The organism is Mycoplasmopsis maculosa, assembly GCF_900660665.1.
Lineage (GTDB): Bacteria > Bacillota_I > Bacilli_A > Mycoplasmatales > Metamycoplasmataceae > Mycoplasmopsis > Mycoplasmopsis maculosa.
Map to the genome: position 1 here is coordinate 745,315 of NZ_LR215037.1, position 14,190 is coordinate 759,504.

The following is a 14,190-nucleotide window of genomic DNA, read 5'->3' on the forward strand; positions in this document are numbered from 1 at the left end:
AATTTAAATTAAAAAAATATTCGGGAAACCGAATATTTTAATTATTGCTTATTTTAAATTGAATCAAATTAAAATCAATTTCTGAGTTTAATGATTCAACCTTAAATTTATTTGAAGTGTTTTCAGATTCAAAATAAAATCTTTTTAATTCTTCTAAAGATAGAGGACTAGAATAAATATTAATATTTTTATTATTATTTCTATAAGAGATTATTTCTTTTAAAATGTCATATTTGAATCAAGCATTATTTTTTTCAAATCCTAAATTATCTATAATTAGTATTTTAACAGTTTTTAAAGCTAAAATAATATCGTTGAAGCTTTCTTTATTCTTTAATTTGTTTGTTAAAAAATTATATAAATCTTTTGTATCGATTATAGCTGTAGAGAAGCCATTTGAGGCAAATTCATTTGCTATAGCGTTGGCTATATAAGTTTTACCAGATTTACTACTTCCACTTATATATATGTTTTTATAAAAATCTTTATTTTGTGTATTAAATGCTTGAAGTAAAATGTTTATATACTCAACTAAATTTTCTCTTTCTTTAATATTTGTTTTTATTTTTTTTATTTCAGCTTCATCAGAAGAATCAGTTATTTGAGTCAAAATTAAATTCATTTGCTTTACAACATTTTTAGAAGCTTTATTGTTACTTGCTGTTTTTTCAAAAATAAGATTATTTAATTTTCCTCTTTTAACTTTTATATTAAAAATTGAGTTTTTTATGTTATCTAAATTCTCTTTAAGATTTATGAAATTAACTAAATTGTTAAAGATTTCTTCATCAGTTATTTTTAATTCTGAAATAATTTTAATAAGTCTACTATCACTTTTTATTTTTAAAACTGCTTTTTCAGAAAAATTTTTATTTTTAGGTACTTTGCTTTGAATATTGTTCATATTTTTCCTAGTTAGTATTTATATTTTGAACATAAATTGCTTTATATAATTGTTTTTTATTTACAAAATTTTTACATTTTTTTGAAGCTATATCATCTAAATATTTTTCAACAGTTTCAAATTTAATAATTTTATTATCAATTAAACTTTGAATAATTTTTTCAGCATATAAAGAATTAATTTTTCCATTTGCTTCAAATGCATAATAAAATACTAAATTAATACAAGGATCATTAAAATCATTATTTCTTGATTCTTTAATTAATGTGACAATATTAGAAGAAGGTTCTTCGCCAATCATTCTTGAGTAAAAAACTCTTGAATCATCTTTTAATATTGACTCATATAAATTTGAATATTTAAAAGTATCAAATTGTATTTTTTCTTGAATGTATTTATTTATTTCTTTAGTTTCGGTTAAATTAGAATTTACTTCTTCTAAATCATATGGTGAGTCATCAGAAATAAATACGTCTTCAAATTTTGCAGAAATATCAACTAAATGTCTTGCTTTGTTTATTATTATTGATTTTTCCTTGCCTAAAAGATGTTCAAAATTCATTTTGCCCATTATTTTTATTAACTGATTACCTATAAAAGCATTTTTCTTGACACTGTTTCTATCTAAAGGCTTTTCAATAATAAAAACAGTTTTTCTATCTAATTCATCAACCATAGTAGATAATAATGAAACAGATTCTAATTTGATTCTAGCCTCATTTATTTTCTCTATTTCCATATTTAATAAATAAGTTAAGCTATCATAATCATAAAATCCAAATTCATTATTATCAGCGCTTCCTAAATCTTTTAGATATTCATATAATAAAATAGCATTTGAGCCTAAAATAGGAGAATAAAATTTACGAAGATTTTTGAAATCTTCACTATTAATATGTCCATTTATATGAACTTTAAAAAATGGATAATTAATATTTTTTTTCATATTTTATACCTCCAGAAATCTATATAAATTTTCTAATCTCAAAATTATTTTATAGATATAGCTAAAGTATTTCTAAAAAAATATCAATTATTCTATTTTCGTAATGCTCATCCACATAGATATTAACAATAGGTAATTTTCCAAAAAGTTGTTTTTTAATTAAAAAAGGGTTGTTTTTTTTCATTATTTTATTTTTAAATAAGTTATCCACATTTCTTTTTTCTAAATTTTTTTGATAATTTTTTTCATTTGTTTCTAAGCATAAAACTTTGTCAAACAAAGAAGAAAAATCATAATTTTTATTAATTAAAATAGGTATTTCAACAAAATCATATTTTTTATTTTTAAGTTCATCAAAAAGTGCATTAAATACTATTTTTTCTAATATATCTAAGTTATGGTCATTTTGGTAAATTCATTGTTTTAAAAAAGTTTTACTTATCCCTTTATCGTCATTTAAAAAGTTACCTATTTTTTCATTTATTAATTTATAAAGAATTTGATCTTTTTTGTATTTTTCATTAATAAAATTATCGCTTTTTAAAGTTCTAAAACCTTTTTTTGTCAATTTTTCTATAAGATAACTTTTACCAACACCAACTTTTCCAATTATTGCAATCATAAAATTCCTTATTTTTTTATTATAAATTTTTCAATAGCTAAATTAGCACTTTTTACATAAGCTCTTATTAATCCACCGCCACCTAATTTTATTCCGCCAAAAAAACGAACCACAAAAATAGCAACATTATCAATGTTTCTCATTTTAATTAATTCTTTTATTGGTCTACCAGCTGTTCCACTTGGCTCACCATCATCAGAAAAACCAGTAAAATTTATATTATTATTTGTTACTGAATAAGCATGACAAATATGTCTTGCTTTTTTATATTCTTTACTTAATTCATCTTTTATTTTTGAAACTTCTTCTTTATTTTTAATTTCAAAAATAAAAGAATAAAATTTACTTTTTTTAATTTCAAGATATTCTGGTTCTAATTTCATATTTAAATTTTACTTACATTAATAATTAATAAATAAAAAAAGAATAAAAAAAATGGGGCGAATGAAGGGATTCGAACCCTCGCATGACGGGACCACAACCCGCTGTGTTAACCGCTTCACCACATTCGCCATATTTGTATACAAATTATACACTAAAAAAAATAGAGATAAAAAAATAAAAAATTATATTTTAAATATATAATTAAAGCATATTAATTAAATAACAAAAAAATCTCTATAGATTAAGGAGAATTATGAATAAAAAAATAAAAATATTACTTTCATCAATAGCACCAGTTTTAACTATGCCATTAGTTGCAGGCGCATGTACAAGTAGAAATTATAATAATCAAAAAGAAGAATTAACTAAATTAAAAACAGAATTAGATAAAGTATCTTCTGAAATTAAAACATTAGAAGCTAAAGCAGACGCAAATGATACAAATTCTCAAACATATAAAGAATTAACATCTAAAAAAGAAATTCATCTTGAATTAATTAAAAAATATGAAGAATTAAATAAAGAATTTAAATCAACTGAAAGAGAATTTTTCTTAGACCAATTTGTGAATGCATATTATTTTGCTTTAAAAACGTTAGCAGGTAAAGATATTACAAATGCAGATTTAGTTTATTATTCTTTAGTAACACCAATTGTTGAAAGAGAATCAGTTAAAGAATCTTCTCAAGCTAAATACGCTATGTTTTATGTTTCAAAAGCACTAAAAGCAATTGAACAAAAATCAGTTTTTGCTTTAAATGGTTTAAAAGCAAATGAAAAATATGATGAATATAAAACAAAACAATCTGCATTAGTAGAAGAAATAAAATCAAAAATAAATGAAATTTCTTTAATGAGTACAAATAGTGTTGAAAATATTAAAAACATATATGAAAAAGGATTAACTACTTTTGAAGAATTATCAACTAAATTGAAAAATGAATTAAATCTAGATGCTAAGAATGTTTCAAAACTTGAAAACATAAAACAAAATTTATCAACTTTCAAAACTGCTTTTGAAGCAAAATATACAACTGATGAACAATTGCAAGATAAATTTAATGATAAATATGTTACAGACATTTTTAAATTTATGAATGACTTGGATAAAACAAAAAGAAATGGTGTAGGATATATAAAATATCCAGAATCACTTAAAGAATTATCAAATGAACAAATTTCTTTAATTAAAGATAGTTTATTATCAGTGGAAAAAAATATAAATTCATTTGTAGAATGATTTAGATAATTTAGAACAAGCTTTTAAAGCTTGTTTTTTATACACAAAAATTTTTTTATTGTATAATATGGTCATCAAGTTAATCCTTAACTTGATATAAATATATTTATATAAAAAGGAAATTTACAATGCGTAAAAACAAATTATTTATTCCATTTTTAAGCACTGTTTCAGCTACATCATTAGTGGCTTTATCAGCAGCTTGTGGAACAACAGTTAAAGAATATACAGAAGAAGGAAAAATTTCAAAAGCTGAAGTAGTTCAACCTATTGCAAATGACAAAGTTGATGTTGCAAAAGGTACAGTTATTGAAGCTACAGTAGGTTCAGAAAAAATTAAAACTCTTCAAACATTAAGTGATATTACAACACAAAAATTCTCAATTCACGAAGATTATTTAACAAATGGTGTAATTGACTATGCAAAATTACCTAAAATTGCTTTATTTATCGATGGTGGTGGTGAAAAAGATAAATCATTCAACCAAAGTGCATGAGAAGCTTTAAGAAAATTATCAGTACAATTAGGTGTAGATGATGTTAACTATGCAAAAGATTCATTTAACACATTCTCAGAACCAGGTGCTGCTAACTTACCTTCAGCTTATTTAGCTGCTATTAAAGGTGGAGCAAAATACATCGTTTTAAATGGTTTTACACAAGGTGATACTTTAAAAACATTTATTGCTAAAGCTTCTAACCAAAAATTAATTAAAGACAATGGCGTTGTATTTATTACAATTGACTTTGATGAAAGTAAACACGATTTCTTTGTTAATAATCCAGGACACATTTTACCAGTTAACTTCAACACAAGAGAAGCTGCTTGAATGGCTGGTTATGCATTAGCAGAATACAACAAAGATAATGCAGATGCTACTCAAAGAACATTAGGTGCATTTGGTGGTCTTCCATTCCCAGGTGTTACAGACTTTATCGTTGGTATTTTAAATGGTATTATTGATGCTAATACAGAAATTGAAGCTAATACAACAACCTCTATTAGAGACGTTATTAACTTAAAATCAGGTTTTGAAATTGGTAAAACAGAAGCTACAAACGCAGTTAACGAAATCAAAGAATCACGTGCATGATTCCCAGTTGCAGGTTCAATTACAACATATGCAGCTAGTGAATTAAGAAAAACAGAAAATGCTGGTAAATTCTTAATTGGTGTTGATGCTGATCAATCATTAGCAATTCCTGAAAATGCATTCTTTACATCAGTTCAAAAACAAGTAGGACAAATTGTTTACAACATTTTAGGTAGTTTATACCAAAACAAAAATGTTGACTCATTATACCCTGGTTTTGTAATTGGTCAAGCTAACGGACCAGAAAAATTATCATTTGGTTATAGTTCTGTTGACAAACCACAAGAAAACTATGTTAAAGTAGCAGGGGCTTACATGAAAGATCAAACTCTTACAACAAAAGCTCAAAGTTTCTTAACAGCTGCGACAACTAAATATAGTTCAGAAAAACAAACTATTTTAGCTAAAATGCAAGAAAGATTTGATGCTTCAGGAGCACCTTCACAACAAGAAGATCAAAGAATCTTTACATACTTAAATTACTTAGCTGGTTTAACAAGAACAACTAAAAAAGTTGTTTCAACAGCAACACCAGCAGCTCCTTCAGCGGGTTCATCATCAGAAGGTTCACAAGCTTAATAATAAAGATTAAGTTAAAAAAACACAAGAAATTGTGTTTTTTTCTTTTAATACCTTTAAAACAGCCGTTTTGGTAAAAATATAAATATGGAAAAAATGTGGAAAAATAATTTTATTACTTAAATTACATATTAAATTTAATATTTATATTAAAATATAAGCACTTTAATATTTAATTTGTAATTAAATATAACAAAATATAGGAGGTAAAATGAAGCAAGAATATGCAGTAGAATTTGATCATATTACTAAAGATTTCGTTGGTATAAGAGCAAATGATGATGTTACATTCAAAGTTAAAAAAGGTTCTATTCATGCTTTAATTGGTGAAAATGGTGCCGGAAAAAGTACATTAACATCAATTTTATTTGGTTTGTATGAACCTACATCAGGCTCATTTAAGATCAATGGTAAAACAATGATTATTAAAGATCCAAATCATGCTAATGAACTTGGTATTGGTATGGTCCACCAACATTTTAAACTGGTTAATGTGTATACAAATTTACAAAATATAGTTATGGGTTCTGAATTTAACTTTAACAATACTAATTTAATTGATTACAAATCAGCAGCTATTAAAATTAAAGCTATTCAAGATTTATATGACTTTAAATTTAAGTTAAATCAAAAAACTGGTAGTGCAACTGTTGCTACTCAACAAAAAGTTGAAATTATGAAAATGCTTTATCGTGATGCAGATATTTTAATTTTTGATGAACCAACAGCTGTTCTTACTGACCAAGAAATCAAAGGTCTTCTTGCAACAATGAAGGAATTTAGAAGAAATGGTAAAACAATAATTTTCATTTCTCATAAACTTCATGAGATAAAAGAAGTGGCTGATGAAGCAACTGTTTTACGTAAAGGTAAAGTAATTGGCACATTTGACGTAAAAGAAACTTCTATAGCAGAATTAGCATCTGCTATGGTTGGTAAAAAAGTTGTTATGCCTAAAAACAGTATTCCTTTTGATGAAGAAAATGCTAAAACTGAAATTGAACTTGAAAATGTTTCAGTTAAAAATTCATCAGGTATTTCACTTAAAGATATAAATTTAAAATTAAGAAGAGGTGAAATTTTAGCAATAGCTGGTGTTGAAGGAAATGGTCAAGAAACATTAGAATACTTATTTACAGGTCTTTTAAAACCAAAAGCTGGAAAAATGCTTAAACACTATTATGCAGAAGATGGTTCTGAAACAGTAAAAGATATTTCAAAATGATCTGTAGATATGAAAAATAGAAAAGGAAATATAAACATAGTTCCCGGTGATCGCCATAAACATGCTATGGTACTTGATTTTAATATTAGGGATAACTCAATTCTTAGATTATTAAATGATAAAAAATACGCGCCTTTTGGTTTTATCAATTCTAATAAGAAAGAAAAATTATTCCAAGATATTAAAATAAATTACGATGTAAGAGGTACAAACAACGGTAACTCAATGGCTAGATCACTTTCTGGTGGTAATCAACAAAAAGCAGTTGTTGGTCGTGAAATGACAAACCCACATGATGTTTTAGTTATTGTTCAACCTACTCGTGGATTAGACGTTGGAGCTATTGACTTAATCCATACAAAAATTATTAAAGAAAAAGAAGCAGGTAAAGCAATTCTTCTTATTTCATATGAATTAGATGAAGTTTTAGCTTTAGCTGACACTATTGCTGTTATAAACGAAGGTAGAATTTTAAGTGTAAAAGCTGCTTCAAATTATACACGTGAAGAAATTGGTTTATTAATGGCTGAAAGTAAAAAAGAAGGACAGGAGGATAAATAATGAGCGCAAAAACAATCGCTGTTGAAGAAAAACAACAAGTTAAAAGAAAACCATTAGCATCATTCTTGTCATTTTTAACTTTAAATAACGTAAAATCTGGTGCTAGATCTACATTAAACTCAATTTGAGCAGTTGTATTTGGTTTAATAGTAGGTATAATATTTACTTTTATAGCATTCAATGAAAATGGTTTTGAATTTATTATCAACATATTTAGAGGTGGATTCGACAATTTAAGCGAATTAGCAATTTTATTTGTTGTATTTGGTATAGCTTCTATTGGTGTTGGTTTATCATTTAAATCAGGTTTATTTAACATTGGTATACCAGGTCAAATGATGTTAGCAGGAACAGTTGCTTTCATGTTGATTGGTTATTTTGGTAATTTAAGAGATAAAGGAACTAGTGTATTAACAAATGACGCATTAGCATTTCTTATATTATTTGCTTCAGGGCTAGTAGGATTTGCATTTGCATTAATTCCTGGTTTTTTAAAAGCTTATTTTAAAATACACGAAGTTGTTTCAACAATTATTCTTAACTGAATAGCTGTTTATTTATGTTTATGAGTTTGAAGACCAAATTCACCAATTCAAGTAAATATGTTATTACCAAAAGGTGATCCATTGGTTTCTGGGTTTTTCTTAATTGAAGGATCATTATTTAATTCATCAACTGCATGAATAATCGGTTTAGTTTTACTTGTTATTATTTCTGCTAGTGTATTTGTAGTATTAAAATATACATCATTAGGTTATAAAGTAAAAATGAATGGTATAAATGTAAATGCTTCATCATATGCTGGTGTTAACCAAAAATTAACAACTATTTTAACAATGGGATTTGGTGGGTTACTAGCAGGATTTGCAGCATTTTTCTACTTTGTATTTAAACAAGGAAGATATAGTATTCCTTCAAGTAATGAACCACTTGTAGTTGGTTTCGATACAATTGCCATAGCATTATTGGGAAATAATTCACCAATCGGTATAGTATTTTCTTCATTCTTCTATGGTATTCTTAAAAACTCAGATTCATTCATTAGAACAATTTATTCATCAAGTCCTAATATTTCACGTGGTGGATTAGATGTTTTAGTTGGTGTTATTATTTATTTTGCTGCTTTAAGTAATGTATTTGCATCATTTAGACCAATTCATTACTTTACAAAATTAATTGGTACATTAAAACAAAAATGATATAAAGAATATTACTTTAAAACATATTTACCAAGAAAAAAACAAATCAAAGAAGAAACAAGAATTGCATTATTACATGCAAAAGCACTTTATAAAAAGAATTCATTAGAATACAAGAGAATTCTTTCAGAAATTAAGCAAATTGAAAGAGAAGCCTTACAAAAGATTCAAATTCAAACACATAAAAACTTTGGTACAAATTTAGAAAAAATTAATAAATTAAACCAAACAAAAGAACAACTAGTTCAAAATATTTCAATTTTAAAACAAAGAATTTTATGATTACAAGATCAACTTTATGCATTAGGCTATCAACAAGCTTTATCAAATAAATTACAAAGAGATTATGAAATTAAATTAGTTAAATATTCATACATTTCTGAAGGTCAAAAAATTGACAAAACTGAAGTTGAATCTAATATTAAAGAAATAGAAGAAAACTTTAATAAATGAATAAATATTTACGCTAATTCAGAAAAAACTAATGCTAAAAGTATTTTAGAAATTAAGGGTTTAATTAAACAATACAAGAAAGATATTCAAAGCTTAACTTATATTTTAGATAATATAAATGGAAAATTATCTTCAAAAAATGTTGAAACTATTTTTTCAGATTTATCTAAACAAAAATTATCCTTAAAAGAAGAATTAGAAAAATTAGGTTACTATCAAATTTCAGATATTAAGAATTTATCTAAATCTAAACTTAAAATTTTACATACAGAAAAAACAAAGAACAGAAATCTTGCCTGAGAAAGATTTAAATTTGCTTACACAAATATTATTTTCTTATCAAAAACAACAAATTCTGTTTATTCACATCAAGAATTAATAAATGCTTGTGAAACAGATTTATTAATTTACAAAAATGCTTTTGAACAAGGCAAAATAACTCAAGAAGAATATGATGCTAAAATAAATAGCATTGAAGATATTCTTTCAAAATACAGAAATGTTAAACTTGTTGAAATTAATTTCTTAAAACAAGAAAAATCAGATTTATTAAAATTTGTTAAAAAAGCTAAAAGTGAAGACACAAGTGCACAACTTGAAAGAATTTCACAAATTGATTCACAAATTTCTGAATTAGAAAACGAATGAAATACTACTTCAAATAATTTAATGAAAGAATTATGAAACGAAACTAATTTAGAAAATTATGATAACTACATGGCAATATTCAAACGTAGAAATGCAATATTAAAAGGAGAAAACTAGTATGCAATTTTTTAGTAATTTCTCTAATGAAGTAGTTATTTACGGGATGATTTTAACTCTTGCTGCAATTTCAGGTATTTTTTCTGAAAGAAGTGGTACAGTTAACATCGGTATTGAAGCCATGATGTCATTTGGTGGTATAGGTTATGCATTAGCAGCTTATATTGTTTATAAAATTGATCCGAACTTTTCAAATGGTATTATTCAATTAATTCTATTCGGTGTGGCTATGTTATTCGGTTTATTATTTGGATTATTACATGGTTTTGCTACTATTAAACTTAAAGCAGATCATACAATAAGTGGTGTTGCTTTAAACTTACTTGCTGTTGCCGCAGCAACTATTGTTGTTAATTCAAGTTTTATTAACTCACCTACAAGAACAATTCCTTATAATCCACAAATTAATGAAGCTTACATAAGTGCACAATGAAATGGATTAGAAAAAATATTTAGTTTATCATTATTAGTGTTTATTATTGTTGTTATTGCTTCATGAGTAATGTTAAACAAATCAAGTTGAGGATTACGTTTTAAAGCTGTTGGTGAAAATCCACAAGCTGTTGATGTAGTTGGCGTTAATGTTTACAAAATTAAATGACAAGGTATTATGCTTTCAGGAGCTATAGCTGGATTAGCTGGTGCACTTTTTGCAAACAAATTAGGTTCAGCTTATAATGGAAATGTTCAAGGTTTAGGTTTCCTTGGTATAGCTGTTATGATTATGGCTCACTGAAATATTGGTATTTCAGTATTAACAGGATTTATTTTTGGTGTATTCCAATATGCAGGTACATTAGCAACTGGTTCAGCTTTCCAAGAATTATTTGGTCAAGAAGCTACAAAATATAGTGATTTAGTAAGAACAATTCCTTACGTATTAACACTTGTATTCTTGATTTCATTTAGTAAATTAAGTCCTGGTCCAGCTGCCGCCGGTATTAATTATGATAAATCTGCTAGATAATAAAAAAATATTGGGTTAAAATCCCAATATTTTTTATAATTAAACATATGAAAATAATAAGTGAAAATAGAAGAGGTCTACATGGTTTTAAAATTATTGATAAGTTTGAAGCCGGTATAGAGCTTTTAGGTTGAGAAGTAAAAAGTGCAAGAGCAGGTGGAATTGATCTAACAAATTCGTATGTATATCATAAGAAGGGAGAAATGTTTTTGTCTGAATCACATTTTCCAAAATATATGCTATTAAAATGTGAAGAAAAAAGAGATAGAAAATTATTGTTGCATAAAAAAGAAATAATAAGAATTCAAAGTAAATTGGATAAAACACCAAGTTCAACAATTAAACCAACTAAAATTTATTTTAATAATAAAAGCAAAATTAAAGTAGAAATTGCTTTAGTCCAAGGTATGAATAAAGCAGATAAACGTGAAGAAATTAAAAGAAAAGACAATGAAAAATATATTCAAAAAGTTCAAAATTACTATAAATAAGCATTTTTATAAAAAAATGAAGGAATTTCCTTCATTATTTTTTATTAAATATAATTGCCGTTATTGTCTTTTTAGCACCTAAAACTGCTAAAATAAAGTCAATGAATCATGAAATTAAAAAACCGCCTTAAGTAAACCTAATAATATTCTTCCACCATAAAATCTATCAATTCTAAGTGTATCAAGGAAAAATGATAAAAGTATTAAAGCAATTCTGCTTTTTCCTGATTTGCTCATTATTGTAAACTCTTTTTTATTAAATTTTAATAAAGCTTAGTTATTATACATTTTATTAAGAAAATAAAAAAAGAAAAACGTAGTGTTAATTCTTTTTGCTTAAAATTTGAGGTTTTATAATTTTGTTTGAAACAATATTATCTATTTCTGAATTAAATAACATTCTTTCAGTTTGAATCCCAATGTTAGGATAATCTATAAATATTTTAGCTTTATATCTATATTGATAGTCATACATACTCAAATAACCAATGTCTGTTAGTCTTAAATTTTTATCTGGTGAAGAAATCATATTAATGAAAATCTCATGTGTTGAACAAACAACATTAACTAAATTTTCATTATTAAGATAATTTAAAAATTGATTAACTCTATTATTGTCTTTATTCATTAATAATATAGTTTCATGTGGTATATTCAATTCTTTGCAAGCTCTTTCGAAACCATTTCTTCTTGCGTCTCTATCTTCGTTACTTAATTTAGTATCTAAGGCAAAAACAATTTTTTGACCTGGTTCAATATATTCACTAAATTTTTTTGTTAATAAATAAAATGAAGCTTCATAATCAACATAAATTCAATTAACATTTTTATTTCTTTTACCATAAAATATTGTTTGAATATCGCCAGCATTTTTATTAACAAAATTTTCTATCTCGTCAGCATGTTCTTTCGGTAAGAAGAAAACTATTGAACTTGGTTTTCAAGAAAATACGTATTTAACTGTTTCAATATATGATTCAGCATCAGGTTCACTATATGTAATAATAACTTTTTTATTATGTTTTTTAGCACCTTCATGAATACCAGAAATTATATGAGTATAAGCATTTTCATGTCACTGAGGTAATATAACAAATATAGAATTATCATGCCCTCTAATTAATCTTGCGCCATGATTAGGGTAATAGTTATGTTCTTTAACAATAGATTCTATTTTATTTTTGGTATTTTTTGATACATAACCACCGTTATAATAACGACTAACTGTACTAATTGAAACTTTTGCTAACTCTGAAATGTCTTTATAAGAAAAATTTTTCATAATCATATATTATTATATATAAAAATAGTAAATATGGAAATTTTCCACAAATAATTTTTAAATTAAAAATTTAAAAATAATAATATTAGAAAAAAATTTTGTATAATTTTAATGTTAGTAGAACAAAAACCTCATAACCTGGTCAGGACAGAAATGTAGCAGCCATATTGAGAAGTGCTGTGTCTGCTAACTTTTTTGTTAATAATTCTATATTTAAAAAAATTTATTAATTTATAATATACTTATTATAAATGATACTAATATATTTTTTGAAAGGCGTATTATGAAAACAATGTTAGATATTACAATTGAATACACATTAAAGCACTGCTCAGATGGAAGACACGTTGAGTTTAATGATATTTTTAATGAAATTGAAAGTCAATTAAAAGAAAAATGAGAAATTGAATCAAGAACTAAAAATATTGAATATTCAACAATAAGAACAAATAAAGTAGGTGAATTATATAGATTATTAACTGTTGATTCTCGTTTTCAAAGAAATGCAAAAGGTTTGTGAACAACAAGACTAGGATTTGAATAAAAAATGTCTATTTTAAATGCTAAAGTATTAGTTGAACATGCAGTAAAAAATAATTATGCAGTCCCTCATATTAATGTTAATAATTTAGAATGAGTAAAAGCAACACTTTTAACAGCAGAAGAAGCAAAATCCCCTTTAATTATTTCAGCTAGCACAAGTGCAATAAAATACATGGGTGGTTATAAAACTGTTTGTAACTTAATTAAAAACATGTATGATGAATATAAAATGACAATTCCACTAGCGATTCATTTAGATCATGGTAATTTTGAAGCTTGTCTTTTAGCTATTGAATCTGGTTTTACATCAATAATGTTTGACGGCTCTTCATTAGATTTTAGCGAAAATTATTCTAAAACAGCTACTTTAGTAAAATTAGCTCATGATAGTAATATTTCAATTGAGGCTGAAGTAGGTTCAATTGGTGGAGTAGAAGATGATATTATTTCTTGTGGAGAATTAGCTTCACTTGAAGAAGCAATTCAATTATCTAATTTAGGTATTGATTTTTTAGCAGCTGGAATAGGTAATATTCACGGCCCATATCCTAAAAATTGAACCTCTTTGGATTTTAACCGCTTAAAAGAAATAAGAGAAAAAACTAATTTAGGTATAGTATTACACGGTGGTAGTGGCATACCAGAAGATCAAATTAAAAAAGCTATATCATTAGGTATAGCAAAAATAAATGTAAATACGGAATTACAACAACATTTTGCAAGAGCCGTTGAAGAATTTGTTTTATCTGGAAAAAGTAAAGAGAAGAAAAATTATGATCCTAGAATATTTTTAAAGCCAGGATATGAAGCAGTTTGCAAATTATTAAAAAGTATTTTTATTTTATTTGGATCTTTAAATAAGGCTAATGATTTTTTTTAAAATAGTGTTTTTTAACGCTATTTTTTTTTATTAAAAATAACATTCTTAAAAAAGA

At 25.4% G+C, this 14,190-nt stretch carries 14 protein-coding genes, 1 tRNA gene and 1 other RNA gene; 9 read left to right on the forward strand and 7 right to left on the reverse strand.

Going from position 1 to position 14,190, the window contains the following annotated elements:
- Positions 1-37: 37 nt before the first annotated feature.
- The 5 genes from EXC47_RS03080 to EXC47_RS03100 form a co-directional block, all read right to left on the reverse strand.
- Positions 38-904 (reverse strand): ATP-binding protein, encoded by an 867-nt coding sequence (locus EXC47_RS03080; RefSeq protein WP_129647026.1) that lies wholly within the window; start codon positions 902-904, stop codon positions 38-40.
- A gap of 7 nt (positions 905-911) precedes the next feature.
- Positions 912-1,850 (reverse strand): DnaD domain protein, encoded by a 939-nt coding sequence (locus EXC47_RS03085; RefSeq protein WP_129647028.1) that lies wholly within the window; start codon positions 1,848-1,850, stop codon positions 912-914.
- Positions 1,851-1,911: 61 nt separating this feature from the next.
- Entirely contained in the window at positions 1,912-2,472 is a 561-nt protein-coding gene (gene coaE / locus EXC47_RS03090; protein ID WP_129647030.1) for a dephospho-CoA kinase, read from the reverse strand.
- 8 nt (positions 2,473-2,480) lie between these two features.
- A complete protein-coding gene (locus EXC47_RS03095) occupies positions 2,481-2,855 on the reverse strand; it encodes a YigZ family protein (protein ID WP_129647032.1) in 375 nt (124 codons plus the stop codon).
- Positions 2,856-2,908: 53 nt separating this feature from the next.
- Positions 2,909-2,984: transfer RNA gene (locus EXC47_RS03100), tRNA-His, on the reverse strand.
- Between the two features lie 125 nt (positions 2,985-3,109).
- On the opposite strand from EXC47_RS03100, the gene EXC47_RS03105 reads away from it, so the two are divergent.
- From EXC47_RS03105 to smpB, 6 genes are all read left to right on the forward strand, one after another.
- Positions 3,110-4,105, forward strand: coding sequence for a hypothetical protein (locus tag EXC47_RS03105; protein ID WP_129647034.1), 996 nt, complete (start codon positions 3,110-3,112; stop codon positions 4,103-4,105).
- A 119-nt stretch (positions 4,106-4,224) separates the two neighbouring features.
- A complete protein-coding gene (locus EXC47_RS03110) occupies positions 4,225-5,769 on the forward strand; it encodes a BMP family ABC transporter substrate-binding protein (RefSeq protein WP_129647036.1) in 1,545 nt (514 codons plus the stop codon).
- A 211-nt stretch (positions 5,770-5,980) separates the two neighbouring features.
- Positions 5,981-7,555, forward strand: coding sequence for an ABC transporter ATP-binding protein (locus tag EXC47_RS03115; RefSeq protein WP_129647038.1), 1,575 nt, complete (start codon positions 5,981-5,983; stop codon positions 7,553-7,555).
- On the forward strand, positions 7,555-9,972 hold the full coding sequence (locus tag EXC47_RS03120; RefSeq protein ID WP_129647040.1) for an ABC transporter permease subunit: 2,418 nt from the start codon (positions 7,555-7,557) through the stop codon (positions 9,970-9,972). The genes EXC47_RS03115 and EXC47_RS03120 overlap by 1 nt, the downstream gene beginning before the upstream one ends.
- A gap of 1 nt (position 9,973) precedes the next feature.
- The gene (locus tag EXC47_RS03125) at positions 9,974-10,939 is read left to right on the forward strand and encodes an ABC transporter permease (protein WP_129647043.1); all 966 of its coding nucleotides are present in this window, start codon (positions 9,974-9,976) and stop codon (positions 10,937-10,939) included.
- A 47-nt stretch (positions 10,940-10,986) separates the two neighbouring features.
- Positions 10,987-11,430: an SsrA-binding protein gene (gene smpB, locus EXC47_RS03130; protein ID WP_129647045.1), complete on the forward strand. Its 444-nt coding sequence runs from the start codon at positions 10,987-10,989 to the stop codon at positions 11,428-11,430.
- A 114-nt stretch (positions 11,431-11,544) separates the two neighbouring features.
- Here smpB and EXC47_RS04015 read toward each other — a convergent pair whose 3' ends face one another.
- Together EXC47_RS04015 and EXC47_RS03140 are read right to left on the reverse strand one after the other, a co-directional pair.
- The gene (locus EXC47_RS04015) at positions 11,545-11,667 is read right to left on the reverse strand and encodes a TM2 domain-containing protein (protein ID WP_268810399.1); all 123 of its coding nucleotides are present in this window, start codon (positions 11,665-11,667) and stop codon (positions 11,545-11,547) included.
- 85 nt (positions 11,668-11,752) lie between these two features.
- Complete coding sequence (locus tag EXC47_RS03140; protein ID WP_223211713.1) at positions 11,753-12,718, reverse strand: LacI family DNA-binding transcriptional regulator; 966 nt, start codon at positions 12,716-12,718, stop codon at positions 11,753-11,755.
- A gap of 100 nt (positions 12,719-12,818) precedes the next feature.
- Here EXC47_RS03140 and ffs point away from each other — a divergent pair.
- The 3 genes from ffs to fba all read left to right on the forward strand — a co-directional run bounded on the left by ffs (position 12,819) and on the right by fba (position 14,135).
- Positions 12,819-12,915, forward strand: an RNA gene (gene ffs, locus EXC47_RS03145) — signal recognition particle sRNA small type.
- A gap of 80 nt (positions 12,916-12,995) precedes the next feature.
- On the forward strand, positions 12,996-13,256 hold the full coding sequence (rpoE, locus tag EXC47_RS03150) for a DNA-directed RNA polymerase subunit delta (protein ID WP_129647047.1): 261 nt from the start codon (positions 12,996-12,998) through the stop codon (positions 13,254-13,256).
- A gap of 3 nt (positions 13,257-13,259) precedes the next feature.
- On the forward strand, positions 13,260-14,135 hold the full coding sequence (gene fba / locus EXC47_RS03155) for a class II fructose-1,6-bisphosphate aldolase (RefSeq protein WP_129647049.1): 876 nt from the start codon (positions 13,260-13,262) through the stop codon (positions 14,133-14,135).
- Positions 14,136-14,190 lie beyond the last annotated feature (55 nt).